Raw genomic sequence first — 26899 nt, 5'->3', positions numbered from 1 at the left:
ACGTGCTCAACAATTCATGGGGTTCGGCCGATATCAACCGCGAAATGACGCCTCAACACACAAAAAGCATGCGAAACAATTGCCCGTGACATCTGTCGATATTGGACGTCTTTCTACAGGCGGCAGTAAATCCACCGCGATCACCTATCCCCCTTTTTGGCTATCAGTGCGGGAGCAGGCGTTGCTTTTGCTCGTTGAATTCGTCCTCGGTGATGATTCCCGCGTCGCGCAGGGATGCCAGCTCCCGCAGCTCGGCGGCGATGCTGGTGATCGGGCCACCCGCCGGGACCTGCGGCGCCGCCGTGCCATCCTGCGTCGCCTTTTGCGTTGCGGCCCTGAGTCGTTCGGCGCGGCCCGCGAGACCCGCGCCTGTCGTACCGGCCATGGCGCGCCCGGCCATGCTCGCCGCGGCCATTTCCCCGAACAGGCTTCCGGAGCCGCCGGACGAGGCCTGCGCGGCGGCACCGACGGTGGTCGCGGGCAAGGCCAGGGCCGCGGGGCGTACCGCTGGGGCGGCCGCCGCCCAGCCCGGGGGCACTGACAAACCGCCGACCATGTTCGCCTGGCCCAGGCTCGCCGTCGCGGCCGACCCGCCCGCGAGATTGGTGATCACCGGGAAGGGCGTGGGGGGCACGGGCGCCCACCCGGGCCAGGACTGGACCCCTGCCCAGCCGCTGACGATGTCATCGGTGTGGAAACCGGTCAGGGCGCCGGAAACGTCGTACGGCAGCGCTACGACGGCGGCGGCGAGCCCCGCCGTCCCGACTTCCGGGTCGACGAACACTGCACTCAGGTCGGCGGCCAGGCCCAGCAGGTCGCGCCCACCGAAGCCGAGGTCCAGGGGGCTGGCCAGGCTGAGCAGCGCGTCGGGCGTCGCGGTGAACGCCTGCTGGGTTGGCGAGAGGGCGCTCTGCACCTTTCCAGCCGAGGTGCCGGCGGCCTGGTTGAGGGCGGCCGCTTGCCGCACCGACCCGCCCGAATCCGTGCTCTCCTGCGGCGGGGCGAACGGTGTCAGCCTCGCCGCCGCCGACGCCGACGCCGCGTAGCCGTACATGGCGCCGGCATCTTGGGCCCACATCTCCGAGTACTGCGCCTCGGTGGTCGCGATCGCCGGCGTGTTCTGCCCCAAGATGTTCGTTGCGATCAGGGACATCAACAGGCTGCGGTTGGCCGCGATGACGGGCGGCGGCACCGATTCCGCGAACGCCGCCTCGTAGGCGGCGGCCGCGGCCTTGGCCTGGCCGGCGGTCTGTTCGGCCTGCGCGGCGGCGGTCCGTGTCCAGGCCACGTACTGGGCGGCCGCGGCTGACATCGCCGCCGCCGATGGCCCCAGCCAGGGCCCGCCCGTCAACGCCGTCACCTCCGCCTGATACGAGTCCGCCGCGGAATGCAACGCGACGGCCAGCGCGTCCCAGGCCATCGCGGCGGCCAGCATCGGCGCCGCCCCCGGCCCGGTATACATCCGCCCGGAGTTGATTTCCGGAGGTAGTGCTGCGAAATCCATGAGACGTCTCCTCCGGACGGTTCAGTGGTGGCCACAGTGTTAACGGATCGTTGCTGGCCGTAGTGGGATTGCCCAACAAGCAGCAAACAAATCTCGATCCATCTAAGTAGTACAGGTACCGCGATGACGGCTGACCGAGCCCTGCCCCCTAGCCGCGGAGCCTTCGCGGCAGGCGCTCGAGCATCGGCGGTGACCAGGACTTCTAGGACGTCGGGGTGTCCCAGAGCACCCGCTAAGTTACCGCTGGATCGCGGCGAAACCCGTCAACCGCACCGGACGCGCCACGCCTGCGTCGCGCGGCACCGGCGGGGTCCGCGTCCGGCGGCCCGACCCGGCCGTTCTGCTTGGATCGATACCGTCACCGCGAGTTAGGTCGGAGTGAATGAAATTTGTGCTGGCAGCGTACGGGAGCCGGGGCGACGTCGAACCCTGCGCCGCCCTCGGCCGCGAGCTGTCGCGCCGGGGTCACGACGTGCGCATGGCGGTACCGCCCGACAGGCTCCCCTTTGTCGAATCCGCAGGCCTTGAGGCCGTCGCCTACGGGCATGACACGCGAGAGCAGATAGCTGCGGCCACGAATCTCGTTCGCCGCGTGCAGGATCCGATCAGCGCGCTACCGCATGTCGCCGAGCGGGTCACCGAGGTGTGGGCGGAGAAAACCGCGGCGCTGAAGACACTGGCAGAAGGTGCCGACCTGCTGATCGCCGGCATGAACGAGCAACGTCTTGCCGCCAACATCGCGGAGTTTTACGGCATGCCGTTCGCCGCGGTGCACTTTTTCCCCGCGGGGGCGCTGGAAATCGGCGGAGTCCAGGCGCACATAACGAACGTCGCCGAAGGCGCGCAACGGGAGGCGCTTGGCTTACCCGAGGCCGCCGGATCGTCCACCCGACAGGTGTTGGAGATTCAGGCCTATGACGCGCTCGGTGTACCCGAGCTGGCGGACGAATCGGCGGAATCAGGGCATCGACGGCCTTTCGTGGGGCCGCTGACCCTGGAAACGCCGACCGATATCGACAACGAGGTGTTGTCATGGATCGCCGAAGGACCGCCGCCCATCTATTTCGGCTTCGGCAGCACGCCGGTCACTTCGCCTCCCGAGACGGTCGCAGTGATCAGCGGGGCCTGCGAGCAGCTAGGTGAACGGGCGTTGATTTGCAGCGGCCCAAACGATTTCACCCACCTCGTGCGGCCCGGCCATACCGAGATCGTAGACGCGGTCAACCACGCGGCGATCTTTCCGGCATGCCGCGCGATTGTGCACCATGGGGGCGCCGGAACTACCGCCGCGGGCCTGCGGGCCGGCGTTCCCATGTTGGTGCTCTGGCTCTGGCTCGATCAGCCAATCTGGGCATCCGCGGTAACCCAGCTCGGAGTGGGTATCGGCAGACCCTTTTCGGAATCGACCTACGATTCGCTAGTCGCGGATCTGAGCTCCCTACTCGCCGGGGACCACGTCGCTCGCGCCCGCGAGGTCGCCGCCCAGATGACCAAACCCGCCGAAAGCGTCGCCAAGGCTGCCGACCTAGTGGAAGACGCCGCCCGCTCGGACTGATCGACGCGTAGGTCCGATCAGTGGTGCAAAGCGGCCGGGTCGTGTAGAAGGTTCTGGTGCAAGATCCACCTCCTGACCCTTTCGACCCATCGATGCTTTACGAAGCGATGGTCAGGCGGTTGTATCGCCGTTCGTCGGCCGAAGGCCACATCAGGGTGCCTGCCGTGCCGAGCTTGCTCGACGAGTACGTCCAGTTGTGCGGCAACATCTGCGCCACGCTGGGCGTCTGGCACACCCCCGAACAGTCGGCTGAGCTCAGGTCCACGCTGGAGGCCGAGCTGTCGAAGGGTTTCAAGGCCTCTCCCCGTTCGGACATCGTCATCTCGTTTCACGCGCCGTTCGGGATCAGCGTGAACATCCATGCCAAAGCCGAATGGCGGACACGCGATGCCGATTACGACGAGTGGGTGGCGGTGCGTCCACCGCCCCTGTTCGGCACCGAGCCTGACGCGCGGGTGTTGGCGCTGGCCGCCGAAGCGGCCGACCCGACGGCTTGCCGCGTGCTCGATGTCGGAGCGGGGACCGGGCGCAACGCCCTGCCCCTGGCCCGCCGCGGCCACCCGGTGGACGCGGTCGAGATGGCGGCGAAGCTCGCCGGCGTCATGCGCTCGGAGGCAGAGAGCGAATCGCTGAGCGTGCACGTGATTCAGAGCGATGTCTTCACCGCGATGGAAACCGTCCAGGAGAAATACCAGCTGATGGTCCTCTCCGAGGTGGTGCCGGACTTCCGAACGACGCACGAGTTGCGGGGGGTCTTCGAGCTCGCCGCCGAATGCCTCGCTCCCGGCGGGCGTTTGGTGTTCAACGCATTCTTGCCCCGCGAGGGCTNCGTCCCCGACGACGCGGCGGTGCAACTCGGTCAGCAGTGCAACACCATGATCTACACGCGCGACCAGATGACGGCCGCGGCGGCCGGGCTACCCCTCGAGCTGATTGCCGACGACCCCGCCTACGAATACGAGAAGGCCCACCTGCCCGAGGGTGCCTGGCCGCCCACGGCCTGGTTCGAGGGATGGGCCAACGGCCTCGACGTGTTCGACGTCGACCGCGACCACTCGCCGATCGAGTTGCACTGGCTCGTTTACCAAAAGGTGGACTGAGTCCAGCGCGTCGAACCTGTATGTTCTGCGAGAATTTGGCGGAATTTTCGCGCTGAGTGCACGTCCGGTGCGGGATCTAGGCGGTCAAATCGCGGGTGGCCGGCCCCTCGAGGAGGGTGCCGTCCGGGGCGAAGCGCGACCCGTGCAGCGGGCATTCCCACGCCTGGTCGGCGTCGTTCCAGTTCACGATTCCCCCGAGGTGGGGGCACACCGGCGACACCCGATGCTCGGTGCCGTTAACACGGCAGCGTGCCTCCAGGTGCCACGGCGGCCCGCTGACCACACCGCCCTCGTCAGTCCCGGGGCTGCGGCGACCGGTGCGTAGCAGCGGGGTGACCCAGCCCTTGGCCAGGTCGAAGCCCACCTCCAGGTTGGCCTGCATTGCGGTCGGGATGCCGGACAACTCGTGCGGGCTCCAGCTGGCGAACGCCCTGGCCCAGTCCATCCGTCCACCCAGGATGCGGCTCGACAGCGCCAGCGCCGCGGCGGCGCCATTCGTCATCCCCCACTTGTTGAATCCCGTTGCTACAAAGATGGTTTCGCTCTTGGGCAGGATGGGCCCGACGTAGGGCAGCTGGTCGATGGGCGTGTAATCCTGCGCCGACCAGAAGTGCGTCTGCTCCGCACCCGGATAGTGCTTGCGGGCCCACGACGCCAGCTCCTCGAGCGCCTTCGACGGGCTCTTCTTGCGTCCCACGGTGTGGCCGGCCCCGCCTACGATCAGCCGTTCGCCGTCCGCGACGGGCGCGTAGCGCACCGAGCGGGTCGGCGAGTCGGTGGAGATCATCATCGGCCGCGTGATGTTGCCGGGGACCTTGAACGCCATGCAGTAGGACCGGCTCGGCTTGACGCGCGCGAAATATCCGCCGCGGTCCAGGATCGGGATGCCGGTGGCGAGAACCAGTTGTCCGGCTTGGAGTTCCACGTCGCGCTGGGCGGCGTCGTTGACGTGCACCCGCACGCGTTCGCCGCGGGTCGACACCCGCCGGACTCGCGTGTGCTCGACCAGCCGCCCGCCGCGGTTGAGCAGCTCGGTGGCCAGCGCGTCCAGGAACGGCATGGGATCGAACTGCGCCTGGTCGGGCAGCCGGACCCCGCCGTGATACGGGAACGGCACGCCGGCGTCGTCGTCCCAGACGGCCGGCAACCCCAGCGCCTGGCAGGCCTTGAGCTCCAAGCGCGCGGACGGCACCCCTTTGGCGGATTGCGCGTAGGTGTAGGCGTCCTCGCGCTGCACCGGTATGCCTTGCGACTCGCAATATTCGACCACCCAGTCCTGGCCTTCGCGGTTCCCGTCGACGTAGGCGCGGGCCAATTCCCTGCCATGCCTGGGCAGGATCTTCGACAAGTGGGTGCCCTGCAGCAGGCTGATCTTGGCGGTGGTGTTCCCGGTGGCGCAGGCTCCGACCGTGCGCGCTTCGAGCACCAGCACATCCTTGCCGGCGCGGGCCAGCAGAACCGCGGTCATCAGCCCGGTGATGCCGGCGCCCACCACGATGACATCCGCCGAGCGGGAACCCTCGTCAAGCTTGCTTGCGGCCCAAGGCTGTTCGGCCCGATCGGCCAACCATAAAGACGTCACGCGTGGCCTAGTACCCCGGCTGGACTCAGGGAAACACCGCCGCGGCCCGACGGACGCTGTCAGACCCGCTTCAGCTGCGCTTTCGCCTCCTTGACTGATTCTCCCGCGGCGCGGCCGGCTTGCTCGGCCCGCTCGTAGTGCGCTTCGGCGCGTTCGAGTTCGCGCTCGGCGGTTCGCAGAGCCGCGAGCGCCTCGTCGCGGCGCTGCCGGGCCGCAGCGCGCTCCGCCCGGCGCTCCGAGAGCCTGGCCTCGGCGTCGGCCTGCTCGCGCTCGGCGGCTGTCACGGCCGCGGTCAGCTTCTCGAACCGGCGCTTGGCGGCCGCGTCGCGCGCGGGCTGCTTCGCCGGCTGTGGTCGCGACGTCGTTGAGCGCTCCTTCGCCTTTCCGGCCCGCGCAGCCGTTACGGGCGCCGCGGCGCCGAAGTCGCCAAAGCCCGACCACTGCTCGGGCCGGGCCAGCCGGCCGAGGCGCTCCCTGACCTCGGGGTCGGCGATGGCCGCTTGCAGCGTGCTGGTGATGTCGTCGCGCACCGCCGAGGATGGGTTGCTGACGTCGGCGGCGTGCAGTGCGGCCCGAGTGAGCTCGCCGACGAGCTGGTGCTGCTCGGCGGACAAGTCCCGGATACGAGCGCCGTCCATCGCGGCGTGCGCGGCGCGCAGGCGGTCACCCAAGTCGGTCAGGCGCCGTTTGGTGTCGCCGTGGCGCAGCGCGAGCCGGTTGACGATCCACGCCGCGGTGGTCGGTTTGTTCGCCGCGGAAATCCGCTTGGCGCCGGCGTCGTCCCCCCGGCGCTTGGCCGCTGCGGCTAACTTGGTGCGCTGCGCCGTGAAATCCTTCGGCGGCGCCGCGTACAGACTGTCGAGTTCGTCGTCGGCCATGACGCCATGATCCCCGCCGCCGCGCCGGTCGGTTTAAAAACCGCACGTCCGTGGCACCTGATGGACAACATCGTCCTGCTGGGCAGCGATTCGACCCGGCAACCAACAGAACGCAGGGGGTCCGACAGCTCAATGATGTCCAAGACCAGTGACCGGTCCGTCCGCCGGATCCTCGCGGATCGCAAGGCCCGCCGATTGCTGATTGCCGCGCTGGTGGTGGTCGCGGTGGTGGGCGCCATCGTCGTCGCGGCATCGCTGGACTGCTTCAGCGGTGGCTGCGGTCACCGCAGCGCCTCGTCGAAAACCTCCGGGCCGGCGCAAGTCACGATCACGCCGGGGCCCGATGCGCGCGACGTCGACCCGCTCGCGCACGTGATGGTCAAGGCCGAGGCGGGGACGTTGACCGACGTCCGCATGGTCAACGAGAGTGGCAAGCCGGTGCAGGGCGTCATGACACCGGATAACACGGTATGGAAGCCCACCGTCCCGCTGGGCTACGGCCGCACCTACACCCTGACGGTCACCAGCCGGGGCCCCAATGGCGTTGCGTTGACGCAAGTTTCGTCCTTTTCGACGCTGAAGCCGTCCAACCAGACCAAGGTCTCGTTCACCACCACGTCGGAGGCCGCCCTCAAAGACGGCGGGACCTACGGCGTCGGGATGGTGGTCGTGGCCCACTTCGACGAGCAGATCGCCGACCGCGCCGAAGCCGAGCGGCATCTGGCGGTGACCACCGATCCCAAGGTGGAGGGGTCGTGGTTCTGGGTCGACGACCAAACCGCCCACTGGCGGCCGGAGCACTACTACGCGCCGGGCACGACCGTCACCGCCGAGGCCAAGATCTACGGAATCGCCTTGGGCGGCGGCCTGTTCGGGCAGGACGACACCAAGGTGTCGTTCCGGATCGGCGACGCGCACGTCTCCATCGCCGACGACGCCACCCATCAGGTCAGCGTCTTCAACAACGGAGCCTTGGTCCGCACCATGCCCACCTCGATGGGGATGGGGGGCACTGAAGACGTCGGCGGCAAGAAGATCTCGTTGTGGACCCCGTCCGGCGTCTACACCGTGCTCGACAAGGGCAACCCGGTCGTCATGGACTCCTCGACGTTCGGGCTGCCCAAGAACTCCCGTCTGGGCTACCGCGAAACGATCAACTACGCCACCAAGATCAGCACCGACGGCATCTATCTGCATGAGCTCGACTCCACCGTGTGGGCGCAGGGGCATCAGGACACCTCGCACGGATGCCTGAACCTCAACGCGGACAACGCGAAATGGTTCTACGACTTCTCCGTGCCGGGTGATGTGGTCGAGGTCCGCAACAGCGGCGGCCCGCCGTTGACACTGGCCCAGAACGGCGACTGGACGATCAGCTGGGACGAATGGCGCAAAGGCAGCGCGCTGAAGCCGACCTGAGACCAGCGTGATGTAGCCCATTCGTCACCGCGAGTTGTGCCTCACTTCACAATAAACTCTTGACTCGTTCCAGATAAGTGCGCCATATTGGTGCGGTGTCATCGACGGCCGATTACGCGGAGCGACTGCGGATGGCCGATCTCCGGGTGACCCGGCCCAGGGTCGCCGTGCTGGAGGCGGTGGACGCTCACCCGCATTCGGACACCGAGACGATCTTCTCGGCGGTGCGCGTAGGCCTGCCCGATGTTTCCCGCCAGGCCGTGTACGACGTCCTCAACGCGCTGAGCACGGTGGGTCTGGTCCGCCGGATCCAGCCCTCCGGGTCGGTCGCCCGCTATGAGTCGCGCGTCGGCGACAACCACCACCACGTCGTGTGCCGGTCCTGCGGCGTCATCGCCGACATCGACTGTGCGGTCGGCGAGGCGCCCTGCCTCACCCCGTCCGACGACAACGACGTTCTGGATGGCTTCGTCTTGGACGAGGCCGAGGTCATCTATTGGGGCGTGTGCCCCGACTGTTCGACTGCAGGTTCCTAGCTCGCAGCCCAATCACCCCTAAGAAAGGAATGCTGTGCCATCCGATATCTCCGAAGGTCGGCCGCCCCATGAAGACAGCAAGACGGCTAGCACCAGCGAAAGCGAAAACCCCGCAATCGCCTCCCCCAAGCCGAAATCGAACGCACCCCTGACGAACCGGGACTGGTGGCCCGACCAGGTCGACCCGTCGATGCTGCAGCCGCACAACCCCCGGTCCAACCCGCTGGGCGACGACTTCGACTACGCCGCCGAGTTCGCCAAGCTCGACGTCAACGCGCTCAAGGCCGACGTGATCTCGGTGATGACCACCTCGCAGGACTGGTGGCCGGCCGACTACGGCCACTACGGCGGCCTGTTCATCCGGATGAGCTGGCACGCTGCCGGCACCTACCGCATCTTCGACGGCAGGGGCGGCGGCGGCCAGGGCATGCAGCGGTTCGCCCCGCTCAACAGCTGGCCGGACAACGTGAGCCTGGACAAGGCTCGCCGGCTGCTGTGGCCGGTCAAGAAGAAGTACGGCAACAAGGTCTCCTGGGCGGACCTGATCATCTTCGCCGGTAACTGCGCCCTGGAATCGATGGGATTCAAGACCTTCGGCTTCGCGTTCGGCCGCGAAGACGTCTTCGAGCCCGAGGAAACCCTCTGGGGCGAGGAGGACACCTGGCTGGGCACCGACAAGCGGTACTCCGGCGAGCGCGACCTTGCCCAGCCCTACGGGGCCACGACGATGGGTCTGATCTACGTCAATCCGGAAGGGCCCGAAGGCAAGCCGGATCCCATCGCCGCGGCGATCGACATCCGCGAGACGTTCGGCCGCATGGCGATGAACGACGAGGAGACCGCCGCGCTCATCGTCGGCGGGCACAGCTTCGGCAAGACCCACGGCGCCGGCAGCGGCGATCTGGTCGGACCCGAGCCCGAGGCCGCTCCGATCGAACAGCAGGGGCTGGGCTGGAAGAGCTCGTATGGCACCGGCGTTGGCAAGGACGCCATCACCAGCGGCCTGGAGGTGGTCTGGACGCCGACCCCGACCCAGTGGGACAACACCTTCCTGGAGACGCTGTACGGCTACGAGTGGGAGCTCACCAAGAGCCCCGGCGATGCCTGGCAGTTCGTCGCCAAGGACGGCGCCGGTGCCGGGACCATTCCCGATCCGTTCGGCGGGCCGGGCCGGGCGCCGACGATGCTGGTCACCGACATCTCGATGCGTGAGTCGCCGATTTATCGCGACATCACGCGGCGCTGGCTGGACCACCCGGAGGAGCTGACCGAGGCGTTCGCCAAGGCCTGGTACAAGCTGCTGCACCGCGACATGGGACCCATCAGCCGCTACCTCGGGCCGTGGATTCCCGAGCCGCAGCTCTGGCAGGACCCGGTTCCGGCCGTCGACCACGAGCTGGTGGACGAAAAGGACGTCGCCGAGCTGAAGAGCAAGGTCCTCGGGGCGGGCCTGTCGGTTCCCCAGCTGGTCAAGACCGCCTGGTCGGCGGCCGGCAGCTACCGCAACACCGACAAGCGCGGTGGCGCCAACGGGGCGCGGTTGCGGCTTGAGCCGCAACGCAACTGGGAGTGCAACGAGCCCTCGGAGCTCGACAAGGTGTTGCCCGTGCTGCAAAAGATCCAGCAGGACTTCAACGGCTCGGCTTCTTCCGGTGACAAGGGCGGCAAGAAGATCTCGCTGGCCGACCTGATCGTGCTGGCGGGCTCTGCGGCGGTCGAGAAGGCGGCGAAGGACGCCGGGTACGAGATCTCGGTGCACTTCGCGCCGGGGCGCACCGACGCCTCCCAGGAGAACACGGATGTGGAGTCGTTCGCGGTACTCGAGCCGCGGGCCGACGGCTTCCGCAACTACATCCGGCCGGGAGAGAAGGCTCCCCTGGAGCACCTGCTGATGGAGCGGGCATACCTACTCGGTGTGACCGCCCCGGAGACGACGGTGCTCGTCGGTGGCCTGCGTGCGCTCGGCGCAAATCACGGCGGCACCAAGCACGGGGTGTTCACCGACCGGCCCGGCGCGTTGACCAACGACTTCTTCGTCAACCTGCTCGACATGGGTACCGAGTGGAAGCCGTCGGCGACCGCGGAGAACGTCTACGAGGGCCGCGACCGGGCCTCGGGCGCGATCAAGTGGACCGCGACCGCGAATGACCTTGTGTTCGGGTCGAACTCGGTGCTGCGCGGATTGGCCGAGGTCTACGCCCAGGACGACAGCCAGGGGAAGTTCGTGGAGGACTTCGTCGCGGCCTGGGTCAAGGTCATGAACAACGACCGGTTCGATCTGAAGTAACACCCGGATACCAAGCGGCGCCCCGCGGGCCTAGGCTCGCGGGGCGCCGTGCGTTAGGTCGGCGAGCGCGGTCGTTCCCGCGACACATAACCGACGCCGACCACACGCCGCAAACTCGTTTATGTGTCGTGACGTCAACGGGCTCAGCGCGCGAAATCCCACTGGCCGAAGTCGGGCGCCAGGACCTCGTCGATGTCCACGTTGATCCCGCCGAGCAGCGGGCTGGGGTTGCTCGGGCTGTTGACCACCGACTGGTAGAGCACGGCCGCGGGTTCGCGCTGTCCATGCGACCACGATTTCGTCTGCCACGCCCACCGGTGCCCGGGCGTGGTCGAGTTTCCAATGACGCCGTCGCGGATCGCCCAGCCGCACGCACCGGCATGGCCGTAGATGCCGGTGCGGCCCACGCCCAGTACCGAGTTGATTCCCCGAAACCATTGCACGCCAAAGCTATTCCAGACGCCGACGTCGATGTCGTCGTCGATGCTGAAAAAGATCGGGGCCGAGGCCGGACCCCCGGCCGCGGCGTGTAGCCGCGAGGCGGTCTGCGCATCGGCCACACCGCCGTCGTAGCCGCGCGTGCAGTCCGACGGGTCGGGCCACCCGGGTTTGCCGTACTGGAAGTTACTGACGATCTGCAGGCCCGCGGCGCGCAGCGAGTCCGCGTACTCGCGGGTGATGGGCTTTGCCTCGAAATTGGCCCCCGGCCGTGATTCCGACACATAATTCACCACCCCGCCATAGCCCGCCGATTTGATCTCGTCCGGGGCAATCCTGCGTTCGGCGAAATCGATCAGCCGCATGTCCGCGGCGAATGCCTTTGGCGCCGCGGCGCTGGTGGCCAGCGTTCCGAGGCCGAGTAAGGCCGGCGCCGCGGCAAATTTCAGGACGTCGCGCCTCGACACCCATCGCCGCGCGCCGCGTTCGCCTGCTGCAGCCGAATCCTGCACCGCGCGATGGTAACAAACAGCGCCCGACCTGGACGAACTGCGCCGCGGGTGCGCCGGCTGGCCCCGGCGCGTCGGCGAGGCCGTCGGCCGCCGACCCGACCGCCCGGGCTCGCCCCGCCATGGGCTCAGAGCTCTGCTCCCGCGGCGGCCGCACCTGCTCGTCACCCGCGGCTGGGCACAGCGTCAAACACCCGTGCCCCGCCGGGGCCGGCCGAACGGTTCAAACCCGTTCGGGGCCGAGTGGCATGATCTTTGGGTGCCGGATTTCCGTCAGACCATTTACCCGGGATCCGGTGACGCCCGAGCTCGTTGCGCTCGATTAGGTGATCGAACTATAGTCTGGACACATGTCCAGTTTGCTGTCACGGGGTTCGGGAGCCCGTTGACCGCGATGGATTCGGCGCCATTCCGCGGTCATTCACCAGCAAAGAAGAGTTGAGTATGCGAATTGCCCTGCTGTCCTACCGTAGTAAGACCCATTGCGGCGGACAGGGCGTCTACGTGCGCCATCTCAGCCACGGTCTGGTGGAACTGGGTCATGACGTCGAGGTGTTCTCCGGCCAGCCCTACCCCGACCTGCTCGACCCACGGGTGCGGCTGACCAAGGTGCCGAGCCTCGACCTATACCGCGAACCCGACCCCTTCCGCGTGCCGCGGCCCAGCGAGATCCGCGATTCGATCGACCTGTTGGAACTGCTCACCACGTGGACGGCTGGATTTCCGGAACCGCGGACGTTCACCATGCGCGCCGCCCGGTTGCTGGCGGACCGGATGGCCGACTTCGACGTCGTCCACGACAACCAGAGCCTGGGCACCGGTCTGCTCACCATCGCGGGCGCGGGACTGCCGGTGGTTGCCACCGTGCACCATCCCATCACCCGTGACCGGGTGCTTGACCTGGCGGCCGCGCGATGGTGGCGAAAACCGTTGGTGCAGCGCTGGTATGGATTCCTGGCGATGCAGCAGCAGGTGGCGCGCCAGATCCCGGACCTGCTGACCGTTTCGTCGTCGTCGGCCGCCGACATCGTGAGCGACTTCGGGGTCTCGCCGGACCAGCTGCACGTGGTGCCGCTGGGCGTGAACACCGAACTGTTCAAGCCGGGATCCGTTCCCCGGCAACCCGGGCGGGTCATCGCGATTGCCAGTGCGGATACGCCGCTGAAGGGTGTGCGCACCCTGCTGCATGCGGTCGCCCGGCTGCGCACGAGCAGGGACCTCGAGCTGCGGCTCGTCGCCAAGGTGGAACCCAACGGGCCCACCCACAAATTGATCGCCGAGCTCGGCATCTCCGACATGGTCCACATCACCAGTGGGCTTTCCGACGCCGAGCTCGCTGAGCTGTTCGCCTCGGCCGAAGTCGCCTGCATTCCCTCACTCTACGAAGGGTTTTCGCTACCGGCGGTGGAGGCGATGGCCAGCGGCACCCCGATCGTCGCGAGTCGGGTCGGTGCGCTCCCCGAGGTCCTCGGCACCGACGGCGCGTGCGCCGAGCTGGTACCGCCCGCCGACGTCGACGCGCTCACCCGCGCGCTCGGAGACCTGCTGGACTCGCCGGAGAAGCGACGGAGCCTGGGCAAGGCGGGACGAACCCGCGCAGTCAACGTGTTCAGCTGGGAGGCCGTGGCCGCCCAAACCGTGCGGGTGTATGAGCGGGCGATCGCACGCAACGGCGCCTCGGCCACTCCCGAAGGGGAAACGCAATGCTGACAGTCGATTTCGACCGGCTACGGGTGGGGGCGGCGACGAAGGTCATCGACGTCGGCTGCGGAGCCGGCCGGCATGCGTTCGAAGCGTACCGGCGCGGTGCCGACGTGGTCGCGTTCGATCGCGATGAGAGCGAATTGCGTTCAGTGGACACCATTTTGCGCGCGATGGCCGAAGGCGGTGAGGCGCCCGCCGGCGCGTCGGCGAAGGTGGTCCTGGGTGACGCCCTGAAGTTGCCGTACGCCGACGAGACATTCGACTGCGTGATCGCGTCCGAAATCCTGGAACACATACCGCACGACGACGCGGCCATCGCCGAACTGACCAGGGTGCTCAAGGTCGGTGGCACTCTGGCGGTCAGCGTGCCACGCTGGCTTCCGGAGCGGGTGTGTTGGCTATTGTCCGACGAATACCACAGCAACGAGGGCGGCCACGTGCGGATCTATCGGGCCAGCGATTTGCGTGCCAAGATCTCGGATGGCGGAATGCAATTGACGCATTCCCACCACGCGCACGCACTGCACTCCCCCTTCTGGTGGTTGAAATGCGCTGTGGGTGTGTCGAACACCGATCACCGAGCCGTGTCGGCGTATCACCAACTCCTGGTTTGGGACCTGATGCAACGACCGAAGATCACGCAGCTGGCGGAATCGTTGCTCAATCCGCTGGTCGGTAAGAGCGTGGCGATGTATTTCGTCAAACAACCGCCGGCCGAAAGCGAAGCGACGGTGGGATATTCAGTTGCGTCGGTCTAACCCACCATCGGTCCCGGGCGTCCTCACCCCCGAGCAATGCCGTCAAACCGCGCTGTCAATCGCGGCCATGCAGGAGCCCACCGGGGCCATCCCCTGGTCTGAGGGGGGTCATACCGATCCATGGGATCACGTGGAGTGCGCGATGGCGCTCACCGCCGCCGGACTGCTGGAACCTGCCCGCGCCGCGTTCGAATGGAGCCGCCGCACGCAGCGCCCGGACGGCTCCTGGCCCATCCAGCTCCGCGCGGGCGTCGTCGAAGATGCCAACAGCGACAGCAACTTCTGCGCCTATATCGCCACCGGTGTGTGGCATCACGTGCTCGTCACCGGCGACCGGCGCTTTGCCGCTCAGATGTGGCCGGTCGTGCACAAGGCAATCGACTTCGTTATCGACTTGCAGGTCGGCTATGGCGAGATCTGTTGGGCCCGCAGTGAAGCCGGGCTTCTGGAGGAAGCGCTGCTGACCGGTTGCGCGAGCGTGTTTCACAGCATGCGGTGCGCCTTGGCGCTGGCGGCCCTCGTCGGGGAGCCTCAGCCGGAGTGGGAACTGGCACTGGGCCGGCTCGGGCACGCGATAGCCGCGCACCCCGAGGCCTTCACCGAAAAGGACCGCTACTCGATGGACTGGTACTACCCCATCCTTGGTAGCGCGCTGCGCGGGCCCGCGGCGGCCGCTCGAATTCAACAGCGGTGGGACGACTTCGTGGTCGGCGGACTGGGCATCCGCTGTGTGGTGGACCGGCCGTGGGTAACCGGCGCCGAGACATGCGAGCTGGTGATGGCGCTGGACGCCATCGGTCAGCGGTCCGCCGCCCATCGACAGTTCGGCGCCATGCAGCATCTCCGCGAGGAGGACGGCTCTTACTGGACGGGTTTGGTGTTCGCGGACGGCAAACGCTGGCCCGAGGAGCGCACCACCTGGACGGCCGCGGCGATGATCCTCGCCGCGGACGCGTTGTCGAACACCACTGCGGGCGCCGGGATTTTCCGTGCCGAGGCTTTGCCGATGGGCCTGCAGACCGACTTCGACTGCGAATGCGTCGCTACAGGTTCCGGCTGGTGACGTGAGTCCGGCTAGATCTGCTCGCCCGGCTGACCGCTGACCCGTTCCAGGACCCTCAGCGATCCGGTAGCCGAAACCTCTCGGAACCGGCCGGAATCGATTGCGCGACAGTAGATGTAGTAAGGGGGTCGTCCGCCGTCCCTGGGGTCCGGGAAGACGTCGTGGATGGCCAGCGCGCCGCCGACGGCCACCCACTTCGCCCATCCGTCGAAATCCTGGTTCGCGGCGGCCTCACTGTGGCCGCCGTCGATGAACAAAAACCGCAGCGGCGATCGCCACCCGGAGGCCACGATCGGCGACTTACCCACGACCGCGACGACGTGATCGTCCAGCCCCGCCGCATCGAGCGTCCGGCGGAATGTCGGCAGGGTGTCGAACAATCCCGTGACCTCGTCGACCAGCGAGGCATCGTGGTACTCCCAGCCGGCCTGGTGCTCCTCGGAGCCGTGGTGGTGGTCGATCGTGTAGAGCACGCCCGCGGTTTGTTGGGCCGCGGCGCCGAGCAACAAGGTGGATTTGCCGCAATACGTACCGATCTCGACGGCGACGCCGCCGTCGAGATACCGCAGCGCGGCGTCGTAGAGCGCCCGTCCCTCGTCGGCGGGCAGGAACCCTTGCACCTGTTCGGCCAGCGCGAACAAGCGCTCGGGCGCATTCGCGTCGACGTGACTCATCAGCTGAACCTATCGTTCGCGCCACCGGCGCCCCCACGGTGGTCGAGGTGGCCGCCGCGCGACCGGACTGAGGTCGCTTTGCCTAAGCCCAGCGGCCGGACCGGAACCGCTTTACCATCATGCTGTGCTTGCCCGCAGACTCGGTGACATCGGCCTGGCGGCGGTCCTCATCGCGGCCGCGCCGGCGTTGCCCGCTGCGCTCCCGTCGTCCGCAATTCCCAGCGCCGCGGCCGCGAACTGCCCACCGGTGCAGGTGGTCTTCGCCCGCGGCCGGATGGAGTCGCCGGGACCGGGAGCGCTGGGCAACGCGTTCATCAGTTCACTGCGATCCAAGGTCAACAAGAACATCGGCGTCTATGCCGTGAACTACCCCGCCGACACCGAGGTTGCTCAGGGTGCCAACGACATGAGCCACCACGTCCAGGACATGATCAACAATTGCCCGAACACCCGGCTGGTGCTCGGCGGCTACTCGCTCGGCGCGGCGGTGACCGACGTGGTCCTCGCGGCGCCCATCAGCGCGTTCGGCTTCGACAGCCCCCTGCCGCCGGGCGCCGACCAGCACATCGCTGCCGTGGCCCTCTTCGGCAACGGCAGCCAGTGGGTCGGTCCGATCACGAACTTCAACTCGACCTACAACGACCGGACCATCGAGTTGTGCCACGGCGCCGACCCCATCTGCAACCCCGCCGACCCGAACACCTGGAAGGCGAACTGGCCGCAACACCTCGCCGGTGCCTACATCGATGCGGGCATGGCCAACCAGGCGGCCGACTTCGTCGCCGGCAAGCTCTGATCGATCCGGCGCGCCGGATCGCTACACGCGTTGGAGCGATCTAGGCCTGCGACGTAACCCGTTCCGGCGATCTCGCGGTCCGGCGCCGTCGTGCCCGCACTCCCACGAACCCGAGCACCAGGCCCGCGCCGATCTCGGCGACCGCGGTGACCCACGAGAACCAGGTGACGTTGATGCGCGGCCCGGACGTGAAGCTGTCCTGGAAGTCCGGCAGGAACGTCGGCAGCACGTGGGCGTAGACGAACAGCGCGGCGCTGCCGAAACCCACCGCGATCGCCGCCTCGCACGCCCGCGGGTGATGACGCAGGACGAGCACGACGGCGACCAGCACGATGATGCCCTGGATGGTGCCGCCGACCATGATCGACGGCGGCGATGCCGCCATTCCGCGCCGGAGATGATCGATCGCGTGCAGGACGTACGCGGCGGCGAACCCGATCATCGCCGTGGCGAGCGGACGGTTCGCTGTACTCGAAAACCAATTGTTCGACATCGCTTCTCCCAATCGACTTCTACTACCCACGGTAGTAAACGATGGGAACGATGTAAACGGGCGCAATCCGAAATCTCGTGGCACGGCCGTGGCTGTCACGCGACGACTCCGTTCGGCGGGCGCGCATTGCCCCGAAGAGATGGACGGAGTTATCCAAATGATTATTAGCGCGTGCGAACAAGCCCGCGCCCAGAACGCTTTTCGCGGAACTTGCGCACGAAAAGGTTCAGGCCGAGGTGTTGGTGTTGGAGTAGAGCTTGAAGTCGCGAATCAGCGGAATGACCTCGCCACCGGCCACCGCGGCACGCTGGCTGGCGCGGAAAGCGGGATGACGGCGCATCGCCTCACGGCGTTCGCGTTCCTGGCGCCGAGCCGCAGCCCATACCGGGTGGGACTGAAGGGAAATAACCGTCGCTCCCGTTGAATTCGCCACGATCGTTAACTCCTCCCAGTGCAACCCGCAAAAGCTACGCCTGTGGTTATCGGCTTGTGATCTCAGGATGCCCGGCCGATCCTGAGACCAAACCATCCACAAAGTTGAGAATTAGCCATGAATTTCGACTAATCCTTCAGCCGCTACCGCGCCGCCGTCCGTGCAGGCCCACCGGCGATTCGAAACGTTAGCGGCGAGCACCGACAGATTTCGGAGTTCGGTCGAGACGGCGGTGGCTGCTATCGTCCCCGCGTATGCCTAAGATGGACCGCCGCCGCATGATGTTGACGACCGGGATCGGCGTGCTGGCAGCCGCGCTGCCTGCGCCGGAGGCCCTGGCCCGCCCGGCTCGCACACCCGCTCCCGCCGCTCCCAGCGGCCAAACCGGCACCTACATTTTTCACGACGAATTCGACGGGCCCGCCGGCTCGGCGCCGGATTCATCGAAGTGGACGGTGGCGAAGGCCCGGGAGACCATCAAGGATCCGACATATTGGGAGCTGCCCGAGCACATCGGGCAGTACCGCGACGATCGCCGCAACGTCTTCCTCGACGGCAACTCCAACCTGGTTCTCCGCGCCGCCAGGGACGGTCCCACCTATTACAGCGGCAAAGTCCAAAGCCTCTGGCGGGGTGGCGTCGGCCATACCTGGGAAGCCCGTATCAAGCTCAACTGCTTGACGGCGGGCGCCTGGCCGGCCTACTGGCTGGGTAACGATGACCAGGGCGAGATCGACGTGATGGAGTGGTACGGCAACGGCAGTTGGCCCTCGGCCACCACCGTGCACGCGAAAGCCAACGGCGGCGAATGGAAGACCCACAACATTGCGATGGACAGCGCCTGGCACACCTGGCGCACGCAGTGGGACGAGGCCGGCATCCGGTTCTGGAAGGACTACTCCGACGGGGCCCAGCCCTATTTCGACGTGCCGGCGAGCTCGCTGCCGGATTGGCCGTTCAACGGGCCGGGCTACACGGTCTACCCGGTGTTCAATCTGGCGGTCGCAGGTTCCGGCGGCGGCGATCCAGGACCGGGAAGCTATCCCGCCGACATGCTCGTCGACTGGATCCGCGTCTGGTAAGCGGGTTCAGTGGGTGAGCAGGGCGACCGCACTCGACGATTTGCCGCCCGGACGGCGCAAATCCGGCCGAGGCAGCCAGGCAAGCGGACGCATCCAGATCGGTAGGCGATGCAATCGGTGGGCGGCCACCAGTACCGACTCGGCCTCGACGGTCCGCCAACCAAGGTCTTCGAAAAAGGCCAGGCCGTTGTCGGGTGCGAATTTGAACGGGGCGTTTTCCGAGATGCCGGCGACGTTCTTGTTGATCCGCTTCTTCAGGCCCGGAAAGGCGAAATCGAGCATCCACCACGCGACCTCGGGGCGCTTGATCGCGTCTGAAAGCCCGGCGACGGCGGTGGGCTCGAGGTACATCGACAGACCCTCGGTCAGCACGAAGGCCTTCGTCGCACCAGCGAGCGCGTCGTTGAAGAACGTGTCTCGGGCGCGCGGGTCGGCGAGGTCAACCGCTATGCGGCGGAGCCGGCAGCGCGGGGTCTGATCGCCGAGTACTTGCGTCTTTTCCTCGAGCAACTTGGGCAGATCGGCCTCGATCCAGGTGAGATCGGGTGGGAGGTCTAAGCGATAGGGCCGGGTGTCCAGACCGGCGGCCAGGTTCAGCACGCGGTCGCAGCCGTTCGCGAGCGCGTCGGTGATGGCGTCGTCGATGAGCTTGGTGCGAGCGACCAACCAAAAACCGCTGCGATCGGTCCAGCGGACGTTGTCGACGATCGCTCGGCCGTGTTCGCCTGCGAGGCGCTCCGCGAGGTGGTCGCTGAACAGCGCGTCGGGGCGGGCCGATTCGATTGCCCGATGCAACGCCGTCCATCGCGCGGTGTCCGAGACGTGGGTGATCGTGTGTATGGGGGCTGACATACGTGCGTTATAGCAGCCGCCCAGCCTCCCTACTGACCGGCCTTAGGTCCGGCGAACCATGCTTCCATCACCGCCCGGGTCTGCGGAGGTGGATAGACGGTGTCCGGCGTGCCGAGCGGACCGACCTTGACCGTCCACGTCGCCGACGAGCGGTCGATGCAGCTCCCTGCGCCCTGGCTGGGCAGCCACAGCACGCTGATGTTTGCGTAGGGGTCGCCGCAGTAATAGGCGGCCACGTACCCGTCGGCGCGGCCACCTCCCGCGCCGCCGTTGCGGAGCCGGCACTGGGTGCCGTCGTCGAGGGTCAGAGCGAACGGCTCGGGTGTGGCAGTCGGCTGCACCGGCGGGAGCGAACCGTTGTACTTCACCCGGTGCATGGTCTTGGTCCAGGGGTTGTTCACGCACAGCAGTGATCCGGGTGTCGACGGCCAGCAGGTGCCGGCGCCGGCCGCGCTGGGCGAGCAGGAGTAGACGTTGTCGGCCATGGCCGATGGCGACGGTTCGCAGCCTTCGACGGTGACGACGTTGCCCGCCGGGGTTGACTCCCGATACCCGTTCATCGGCTGGCCGTCGGGCCCCACGGCCATCACGCTGATCTGCTGGGTGGGCGGCGGGTCCGCGGCGGCCGGCCCGGGCAGCGCTAGGGCCGCGATCGTCAGCGCGGCGATAGGGACAGCGACGATCCGCGACATCACGTTCACCGCGCAAAGCCTTTCGTTCGGCGGCCCCCTTGTTGAAGGGTACGGTGCGCATATGTCCGATCGAAACCGTCGTTTTCTGCTTCGCGAACGCCCCACCGACCGCATCGGCCCGGGCACCTTCGAACTGAATGAGGAGGCGGTGCCCGAGATCGGCGACGGTGAGGCGCTGGTGCGCGTCGACTGGATATCGCTCGACCCCACCAATCGCATGTGGATCAACGAAACGCCGACCTACCTGCCGCCCGTGGGCATCGGCGAGGTCATGCGCGCCGCCGGCCTGGGCGAGGTCGTCGCGTCGAAGAAAATCCGAACTATGCCGTCGGTCAGACCGTGCAAGGCCTCCTCGGCTGGCAGGAGTACGCGGTCCTCTCGGACACCGCGATGGTGAACCCGGTCGACGTCGCGGAGGGCATCTCGCCGAGCGCCTACCTGGGTGCGCTCGGGATGACCGGGCTCACCGCGTGGATCGGGATCCGCGACATCGGCAGGCCGCGGCCGGGTGAGACGGTCGTCGTGTCCGCGGCGGCGGGCGCGGTCGGGTCGGTCGCCGGCCAACTCGCCAAGGCCGCCGGGGCTCGCGTCGTCGGGATCGCCGGTGGGCCCGAGAAGTGCGCGCTGCTCACCGACCGGCTCGGCTTCGACGCGGCCGTCGACCACCGCGCCGACGACTGGGCCGCCCAGCTGGCGGCGGCGACGCCCAAGGGCATCGACGTCGACTTCGAAAACGTCGGCGGCGACCTGATGGACGCGATCTTTGCGCGCCTCAACATCGGCGCCCGAGTCGCGCTCTGCGGCCTGATCTCGGGCTACAACGCGGCCGATCCCCCGCCGGGCCCGCGCGCATTCGGCAATCTGCTCATTCAACGCGCCACGTTGCAGGGTTTCATCGTGCTCGATCACTTCGGGCGCGCGCCGGAAGCGATGACTGAAATCGCGAGCCTGATCGAGGGCGGAAAGCTGACGCCGCTCGAGACCGTCGTCGAGGGCTTCGAGCAGCTACCGACGGCGATCAATATGCTCTTCGACGGCAAGAACGTCGGCAAGCTGGTGGTCAAGGTCGGCTGATCTCAGCCGAATTCGAGTAGGGCGAAGACGCCGCGATAAGGCTTCGCGGGCGGGAAGCGCCAGAACGCGGGGTACAGCCTCCCGAAGAAGAAGCCGCGGCCCGCGGGCATCGGTACATCGTGCACGGCGCGGATCCCGGGCACGTTTTCCGCGAGCTTCGCCAGTTGACGCACCGAGAGACTGAACGGCATCGGCGGTACCCGGTAGCGCTTGGAGGATCGCAGCCCCCCTCGCGCGACCTTCTTGACGATCGTCGGCGGCAGGTCGAAGAACATCCGGCCACCGGGAAACCGCCTGGCGCACTGGCTGATCAGTCCCAGCGCCTCGTTGGGCTGTAGGTACATCAGCAGCCCTTCGGCGGTGACGAACACGCCGTTGCTCGTGTCGACGTCGTCCATCCAGCGGTAGTCGAGCGCGGACTGGGCGAGATGAGTGATCCGCGTGGATTGCGGCAGCAGCCGCTGCCGAAGGTCGATGACCTGGGGCAAATCCACCGAAAGCCAGCTGAATTGCGCGCCGGGTAGCGCGCGGTCCAGGCGCCAGAAGGACGTCTGAAAACCTTCGGCAAGCGCGACCACGGTCGCCCTGGGATGCGTGGTCAGGTATTCGATCGCGCACCGGTCGACGGCCAGCGAGCGCAGCGCCATCTCCTGGCCCCTGCGCCCGAACTTCTCGAAGTCGAAGTCGAAGGACTCCATCAGCCTGATGGCCATCGGATCGTCGATGATCGGGTCTGGCCGCCCGGCCTGATATGCCCTGCCGTAGAGGGTCAGCAGCGCCGTTTCCGAAACACCGGTCAGCAGCCTGCCATCTACTTTCTGGTTGTCTCCATTCGTCATGACGCCAAACCGTAACCGGCTCAGCGCCGAATGTAGCTGCCCACGCCCCGTTGCATGCCGAGCGGCTAGGCCGGTGCGGAAGCCGGATCGATCGGAATCGCGATCTCGTTGCGACGCCGCATCGGCAGCGTCCAGGGCGGATCGTAGAACCAGGCCTCGGCCTCTCCGGCGGTCTTGATTCCGTTGTCCCGCAACGTTTTCACGAGCTCATCGGTGCGGGACGCGACAGCCTTGGGGCTGCGGTCACCGCTGAATCGCAGCACGGCTATGGTCGCGGGCGGCACGGTGACGAGGCGGACTTGATCGTCCTTAGGCGCGGGAAGGGTTTCCATCGTCCACTTCTCTGGCATGAAAAACCGGATCACCCAGCCACTCTCGGTGCCCGCTGACTGGACGACGGGCGCGGTCATCGCGATCTGCTGGCCACGACGGCCCGGCTGCTGGCTGACGGGTGCCGTCATCGAGATCGATTCGTTGCCCCGATTGCCGCCGAATATGTACCCCGCCAGTCGTCGGAACCCCACGTCACGAGCGCGGTTTTCCTCGGCGTCGACTGTCGTCTCGGCGGCAATCCGCGGACCGTAGCGGCGTATCTCGACGGTGCCGGTGAGCGGATGGCGCGTGTACTTCGGTTCCTCGAGGCCAACGCGAATCCCGCCCACCGCCAGGACCGATTCGGCGACCTGCTCGGCGAGCTTGATCGGGTTCATCATCAGGACCATTTGACCCATCAGACCCTGGTGACGCAAGTGAGGCCACTCCCCACCGGCGGTGTCACCCGACTCTTGTCCTTCTTCGTGGGTGCGGCAGCGCGCGTCCGTCCCGGGTGGCGGGTTGGGATCGGTAGCCGATCAGCGGGTCTGTACTTGGCCCAACGACGACGCCAGTCCGGCGGCGCGCCCCACGAAAGGAAGTCAGAAATGAAGATCGTCCCGGCCAGCATCGAAGAGCAGATCAATCGGGTGGACCGGCAACGCAGCCTGTACATCGGGCTCAGCGCCGGCGCCGTGGCGCTGTGGAGCGCCTTCCGGCTGATCTGGGCCCTCTACATCGGGATGACATTCGGCTGGTTCTTGGGGTCGATGGTCTTCCAATTGGTGTTGTGGGGCGTGATCGGTGCGGTCTCGGCGGTTGCGGCCGCCGGGTTCCTGACCCGCTACGCCAAGGGATCTTGACCCGTCCATAGGGCGGCGCGAAGTTCCGGACCTCGTGGAGGTTCGGAACTCTTGCGTTCGAGGGCTAGAGCTGGGCCCAGACCGACTTCGTCTTCAGGTAGGCCTCGATGCCCTCGCGCCCGAACTCGTGACCCCAGCCGGACTGCTTGTAACCGCCGAACGGTACGTCGTGGTCGAACACCAACTGGCAGTTCACTTGGACGCTGCCGGCCTGCAGCCGCTTGACGATTCGGTGGGCGCGGCCGAGGTTTTCCGTCCAGGCCGTGGCCGCCAGGCCGTAGGTGGTGTCATTGGCCATGGCCACGGCCTCGTCCTCGTCCTCGAACGGCAGGATGGCGACCACCGGTCCGAAGATCTCCTGCTGATACAGCCGCATGCCGGGGTCGACGTTGGTCAGCACCGTCGGGTGCACGAAGTAGCCCTTACGGTCCAGGCGGTAGCCGCCGGTCACTACTTCGACACCGTCACTCTTGCCCTCGTCGATAAAACCCATGACGCGGGTCAGCTGCTTCTGGCTGATCAGCGGCCCGCTGACGCAGCCCTCTTCGCTGGGCGCGCCCAGCTTGAACGTGTCAGCCATCAGCGCGATGCCTTCCACCACTCGGTCGTACACCCCACGCTGCACGAAAATCCTTGAACCGCATACGCATCCCTGCCCGGAGTGCACGAAGATGCCCAACGACGCCATCATGATCGCCTTGTCCAGGTCGGCGTCGTCGAAGATCAGCACCGGCGACTTGCCGCCGAGTTCGAGCATGACCTTCTTCAGGTTGCCGGCCGAGGCCCGCACGATCTCCTTGCCGACCTCCGTCGACCCGGTGAAGGCGACCTTCTCGACGTCGGGGTGCGCGGTGATCGCTGCACCGGCGGTGTGCCCGTAACCGGTCAGCAGGTTGACCACTCCCTCGGGGACGCCGGCGTCGTGAATCAGCCTGTCCAGCAATAGCGCCGACAGCGGGGTCTCCTCGGCGGGTTTGACGAGCATGCTGCACCCGGCTGCCAGCGCGGGCGCCAGCTTTGCGCTGGCGTTGAAGATCGGGCCGTTCCACGGGAAGATCAGCCCCACCACCCCGAAGGGCTCCTTGAGGGTGTAGGCGTGCATGTTGACGAAGGCGTCCGTGGCGATGCCGTCCGTCTTCACGTCGTACGCGACGCCGTTGAGCTTGGAACACCAGCCCGCGTAGTAGCGGAAGAATTCCGAGCAGGTCGACATCTGCAACTGCGCCTGCATCAACGGCATGCCGGTGTTGAGCGAGTCGAGTTGGGCGAACTCTTCGGCATGCTCGTCGATCGAATCCGCGATGCGCCACATGATCTTGGCGCGCTCGCGGCCCGGCAGCTGGGACCAGACGCCGGACTCGAAGGAAGCCCTCGCCCGCGCGGCGGCATCGTCGACCGCCGCTTCCCCGCAGTCGGTGAACTCGGTGATCGTTTCCTCCGTGGCGGGGTCGATGACCGCGATGACCTCGCCCGTTCCCGGGCGCTTTCGGAGGTCGTCCAATACCGTCTACAGCGTCATCCGATCCCTTCCGTAACGCGGCGCCGTTCGGCCGGCGCACAATGCTGAGCACTTGCTTAGCACTGTGCGTGCGGCGCGGTCAAGGCCGCGTTCACGGATCAGACCGCGGCGCCGGGCCGCGAAAACGGTTGGTATCGACTACCTAGGCAGCACTCAGCGCAGTTCCTGGATGCGGATCAGGTTGCCCGCGGGATCGCGGACCGCGCAGTCCCGCAGCCCGTAGGGCTGTTCTGTCGGCTCCTGGACGATGTCGACGTCGCCGGCCTGCAGCTGCTCGAAGGTGCGGTCGAGGTCCTTGGTCGCCAACAGCAACATGGCGTAGCTGCCCTTGGCCATCATCTCGGCGATGGTGCGCCGCTCGTCGTCGGTGATGCCGGGGTTGGCGGTCGGCGGGTTCAGGACGATCGACGTGTCGGGCTGGTTCGGGGGGCCCACGGTGATCCACCGCATCTTGCCCTTTCCCACGTCGAGGCGGACTTCGAAGCCGAGGGTGTCGCGGTAGAAGGCGAGCGAGGATTCCGGGTCGTCGTGTGGCAGGAAGCTCGAGTGAATCGTGATATCCATGGCGTCAGGCTAAGCGGGGCGCGGTGCCCGAAGCTTCTCGATTCCTGATCGGTCTGGTCACCTGCATGACCACGCACGGCGGCATTCCGGCCAGCGCGTCCATCCCCTGGCGCCGGTAGGTGCTCGGCGGCACACCAACCAGTTCGGTGAAGCGAGTGCTGAAGGTGCCCAACGAGGAGCAACCGACGGCGAAACACACGTCGGTGACGCTCAGGTCGCCACGCCGCAGCAACGCCATCGCGCGCTCGATGCGCCGCGTCATCAGATAGGAGTACGGCGACTCGCCGTAGGCGCGGCGGAACTCGCGGCTCAGATGGCCGGCGGACATGTGCACCTCGCGCGCGAGCGCCTCCACGTCCAACGGCCGCGCGTACTCGCGATCGATCCGGTCGCGAACGCGGCGGAGCAGCGCGAGGTTGCGCAGGCGCTGCGCCACGTCGGTTCCTTGGCCCACCGGTAATCCCTAGGCGCCGACCAACTCTGGATGGAACTTGGCCGCCATCCGCCGCAACCCGTCACGCCAGTCGACCGTAGTCCCGCCGATGAGCTCGTGCATCCGGTCGCTGTCCGTGGGATTGCCGCGCAGCGCCTGAGCGCTCACCTCGAACACCGGTTCCTTGCCCACCAGCGAGCCGAGGTAGCCACACCACTCCTGGATGCTGACCGTTTGGTCACCGCACCAGTTGACCGTGATCGCCGGGACCGACGCCACCTCCAGCAGCTTCGGGATGGTCGCGATGATGTCGTCCTCGTGAATCGGGTTGTAGCGCGGGGGTTCTCCGGGCGGGACCGGGATCGGAATGCCCGCCAGCATCATCTCCATGTGGTAGAACGGCCACCCGCCGTTGTCGCCGTAGGGGACGTTGAGCCGGGCGATGGTGGTGGGCACTCCAAGGGCCCGCGCCATCGAACGGGCGACGACCTCCCCGGCGATCTTGGAGATGGAGTAGGTGGGGAACAAGCACTTGTGGTTGTCGCCCAGGGCGGCGGCCTCGGTTCGCGGATTGTCGTCCGGCGGGTCATAGACGGCGGCGGACGAACAATGCAGAAACGCCTTGGCATCGCGGCAGTGCGCCATGAGCAGACCGACCGACTCCGCGTTGGCCGCGAGGTCCTTGTCCCAGCTCCCGCTCTTGGCCACCGCCAGGTTGAGAACGTATTCGAAATCGGTTGGCAGACTCGCGAAGTCACCGGCTGCCAGGTTGACCTTCTCGCAGCGGACGCCCGCCTTCTCCAGGCCCTCCCGTGCTGCCGGATCGGTGAAGCGGGCGATGCCCCACACCTCGTTGTCGGCCGCGAGCGCCCGCGCAATGGGGGTCGCGATTTGACCGGTCGGACCGGTGATCAGGATCTTTGAGCCGCGCATGCGCTGA

25 protein-coding genes and 1 pseudogene are annotated in these 26899 nt (G+C 67.1%); 12 read left to right on the top strand and 14 right to left on the bottom strand.

Annotation, left to right across the window (positions count from 1 at the left end):
- Window positions 1-163: 163 nt before the first annotated feature.
- Complete coding sequence (locus tag H7J89_RS24835; protein ID WP_264047681.1) at window positions 164-1504, bottom strand: PPE family protein, SVP subgroup; 1341 nt, start codon at window positions 1502-1504, stop codon at window positions 164-166.
- A gap of 382 nt (window positions 1505-1886) precedes the next feature.
- Here H7J89_RS24835 and H7J89_RS24830 point away from each other — a divergent pair, with 382 nt between their 5' ends.
- The gene (locus tag H7J89_RS24830) at window positions 1887-3059 is read left to right on the top strand and encodes a glycosyltransferase (RefSeq protein WP_264047678.1); all 1173 of its coding nucleotides are present in this window, start codon (window positions 1887-1889) and stop codon (window positions 3057-3059) included.
- A 56-nt stretch (window positions 3060-3115) separates the two neighbouring features.
- A complete protein-coding gene (locus H7J89_RS24825; RefSeq protein ID WP_264047677.1) occupies window positions 3116-4159 on the top strand; it encodes a class I SAM-dependent methyltransferase in 1044 nt (347 codons plus the stop codon).
- A 76-nt stretch (window positions 4160-4235) separates the two neighbouring features.
- On the opposite strand, the gene H7J89_RS24820 is transcribed toward H7J89_RS24825, so the two are convergent.
- Both H7J89_RS24820 and H7J89_RS24815 read right to left on the bottom strand, forming a co-directional pair.
- Window positions 4236-5741: an FAD-dependent oxidoreductase gene (locus tag H7J89_RS24820; RefSeq protein ID WP_308205146.1), complete on the bottom strand. Its 1506-nt coding sequence runs from the start codon at window positions 5739-5741 to the stop codon at window positions 4236-4238.
- 59 nt (window positions 5742-5800) lie between these two features.
- Window positions 5801-6619, bottom strand: coding sequence for a hypothetical protein (locus H7J89_RS24815; RefSeq protein WP_264047675.1), 819 nt, complete (start codon window positions 6617-6619; stop codon window positions 5801-5803).
- Between the two features lie 132 nt (window positions 6620-6751).
- On the opposite strand from H7J89_RS24815, the gene H7J89_RS24810 reads away from it, so the two are divergent.
- From H7J89_RS24810 to katG, 3 genes are all read left to right on the top strand, one after another.
- Window positions 6752-8038, top strand: coding sequence for a L,D-transpeptidase (locus tag H7J89_RS24810; RefSeq protein WP_264047891.1), 1287 nt, complete (start codon window positions 6752-6754; stop codon window positions 8036-8038).
- A 95-nt stretch (window positions 8039-8133) separates the two neighbouring features.
- A complete protein-coding gene (locus H7J89_RS24805; RefSeq protein ID WP_067206463.1) occupies window positions 8134-8574 on the top strand; it encodes a Fur family transcriptional regulator in 441 nt (146 codons plus the stop codon).
- A 34-nt stretch (window positions 8575-8608) separates the two neighbouring features.
- A complete protein-coding gene (gene katG / locus H7J89_RS24800; RefSeq protein ID WP_264047671.1) occupies window positions 8609-10861 on the top strand; it encodes a catalase/peroxidase HPI in 2253 nt (750 codons plus the stop codon).
- Between the two features lie 143 nt (window positions 10862-11004).
- On the opposite strand, the gene H7J89_RS24795 is transcribed toward katG, so the two are convergent.
- Window positions 11005-11811 carry a DUF1906 domain-containing protein gene (locus tag H7J89_RS24795; RefSeq protein WP_264047669.1) on the bottom strand — a complete coding sequence of 269 codons (807 nt, stop codon included), beginning with the start codon at window positions 11809-11811 and terminating at the stop codon, window positions 11005-11007.
- Window positions 11812-12252: 441 nt separating this feature from the next.
- Between H7J89_RS24795 and manT the strand changes: the two genes are divergently transcribed.
- The 3 genes from manT to mmpH are packed head-to-tail and all read left to right on the top strand — an operon-like array spanning window position 12253 to window position 15333.
- The gene (manT, locus tag H7J89_RS24790; RefSeq protein ID WP_264047666.1) at window positions 12253-13518 is read left to right on the top strand and encodes an MMP alpha-(1->4)-mannosyltransferase; all 1266 of its coding nucleotides are present in this window, start codon (window positions 12253-12255) and stop codon (window positions 13516-13518) included.
- Window positions 13512-14270 carry a class I SAM-dependent methyltransferase gene (locus H7J89_RS24785; RefSeq protein WP_264047664.1) on the top strand — a complete coding sequence of 253 codons (759 nt, stop codon included), beginning with the start codon at window positions 13512-13514 and terminating at the stop codon, window positions 14268-14270. The genes manT and H7J89_RS24785 overlap by 7 nt, the downstream gene beginning before the upstream one ends.
- Window positions 14257-15333: an MMP endo-(1,4)-3-O-methyl-alpha-D-mannosidase gene (gene mmpH / locus H7J89_RS24780; protein WP_264047662.1), complete on the top strand. Its 1077-nt coding sequence runs from the start codon at window positions 14257-14259 to the stop codon at window positions 15331-15333. Before H7J89_RS24785 ends, mmpH begins: the two co-directional genes overlap by 14 nt.
- A gap of 11 nt (window positions 15334-15344) precedes the next feature.
- Here the strand turns inward: mmpH and H7J89_RS24775 are convergent, their stop codons facing one another.
- On the bottom strand, window positions 15345-16007 hold the full coding sequence (locus H7J89_RS24775; protein WP_264047660.1) for a class I SAM-dependent methyltransferase: 663 nt from the start codon (window positions 16005-16007) through the stop codon (window positions 15345-15347).
- Between the two features lie 124 nt (window positions 16008-16131).
- On the opposite strand from H7J89_RS24775, the gene H7J89_RS24770 reads away from it, so the two are divergent.
- Complete coding sequence (locus tag H7J89_RS24770) at window positions 16132-16803, top strand: cutinase family protein (protein WP_264047658.1); 672 nt, start codon at window positions 16132-16134, stop codon at window positions 16801-16803.
- A gap of 40 nt (window positions 16804-16843) precedes the next feature.
- Here the strand turns inward: H7J89_RS24770 and H7J89_RS24765 are convergent, their stop codons facing one another.
- Complete coding sequence (locus H7J89_RS24765; protein WP_264047656.1) at window positions 16844-17296, bottom strand: hypothetical protein; 453 nt, start codon at window positions 17294-17296, stop codon at window positions 16844-16846.
- Window positions 17297-17983: 687 nt separating this feature from the next.
- On the opposite strand from H7J89_RS24765, the gene H7J89_RS24760 reads away from it, so the two are divergent.
- Complete coding sequence (locus H7J89_RS24760) at window positions 17984-18811, top strand: glycoside hydrolase family 16 protein (protein ID WP_264047654.1); 828 nt, start codon at window positions 17984-17986, stop codon at window positions 18809-18811.
- A 6-nt stretch (window positions 18812-18817) separates the two neighbouring features.
- On the opposite strand, the gene H7J89_RS24755 is transcribed toward H7J89_RS24760, so the two are convergent.
- Window positions 18818-19663, bottom strand: coding sequence for a class I SAM-dependent methyltransferase (locus tag H7J89_RS24755; protein ID WP_264047652.1), 846 nt, complete (start codon window positions 19661-19663; stop codon window positions 18818-18820).
- Between the two features lie 29 nt (window positions 19664-19692).
- A complete protein-coding gene (locus H7J89_RS24750; protein ID WP_264047889.1) occupies window positions 19693-20355 on the bottom strand; it encodes a hypothetical protein in 663 nt (220 codons plus the stop codon).
- A gap of 61 nt (window positions 20356-20416) precedes the next feature.
- Between H7J89_RS24750 and H7J89_RS24745 the strand changes: the two are divergent.
- Window positions 20417-21429: pseudogene (locus tag H7J89_RS24745) on the top strand (NADP-dependent oxidoreductase).
- 2 nt (window positions 21430-21431) lie between these two features.
- Here H7J89_RS24745 and H7J89_RS24740 read toward each other — a convergent pair.
- Together H7J89_RS24740 and H7J89_RS24735 are read right to left on the bottom strand one after the other, a co-directional pair.
- Entirely contained in the window at window positions 21432-22268 is an 837-nt protein-coding gene (locus H7J89_RS24740; protein WP_264047650.1) for a class I SAM-dependent methyltransferase, read from the bottom strand.
- Between the two features lie 65 nt (window positions 22269-22333).
- Complete coding sequence (locus H7J89_RS24735) at window positions 22334-22990, bottom strand: SOUL family heme-binding protein (protein ID WP_264047887.1); 657 nt, start codon at window positions 22988-22990, stop codon at window positions 22334-22336.
- Between the two features lie 198 nt (window positions 22991-23188).
- Between H7J89_RS24735 and H7J89_RS24730 the strand changes: the two genes are divergently transcribed.
- The gene (locus tag H7J89_RS24730) at window positions 23189-23443 is read left to right on the top strand and encodes a hypothetical protein (protein ID WP_066954494.1); all 255 of its coding nucleotides are present in this window, start codon (window positions 23189-23191) and stop codon (window positions 23441-23443) included.
- A 64-nt stretch (window positions 23444-23507) separates the two neighbouring features.
- On the opposite strand, the gene H7J89_RS24725 is transcribed toward H7J89_RS24730, so the two are convergent.
- The 4 genes from H7J89_RS24725 to H7J89_RS24710 form a co-directional block, all read right to left on the bottom strand.
- Window positions 23508-24944 (bottom strand): aldehyde dehydrogenase family protein, encoded by a 1437-nt coding sequence (locus H7J89_RS24725; RefSeq protein WP_264047647.1) that lies wholly within the window; start codon window positions 24942-24944, stop codon window positions 23508-23510.
- A 171-nt stretch (window positions 24945-25115) separates the two neighbouring features.
- Window positions 25116-25526: a VOC family protein gene (locus H7J89_RS24720; RefSeq protein ID WP_264047645.1), complete on the bottom strand. Its 411-nt coding sequence runs from the start codon at window positions 25524-25526 to the stop codon at window positions 25116-25118.
- Between the two features lie 4 nt (window positions 25527-25530).
- Window positions 25531-25980: a helix-turn-helix transcriptional regulator gene (locus H7J89_RS24715; RefSeq protein ID WP_264047641.1), complete on the bottom strand. Its 450-nt coding sequence runs from the start codon at window positions 25978-25980 to the stop codon at window positions 25531-25533.
- 9 nt (window positions 25981-25989) lie between these two features.
- Complete coding sequence (locus tag H7J89_RS24710) at window positions 25990-26892, bottom strand: NAD-dependent epimerase/dehydratase family protein (protein WP_264047639.1); 903 nt, start codon at window positions 26890-26892, stop codon at window positions 25990-25992.
- Window positions 26893-26899 lie beyond the last annotated feature (7 nt).

The sequence above is a fragment of the Mycobacterium paraffinicum genome (genome assembly GCF_025822865.1).
Lineage (GTDB): Bacteria > Actinomycetota > Actinomycetes > Mycobacteriales > Mycobacteriaceae > Mycobacterium > Mycobacterium paraffinicum.
This window is presented reverse-complemented; position numbering and strand designations above follow the sequence as displayed.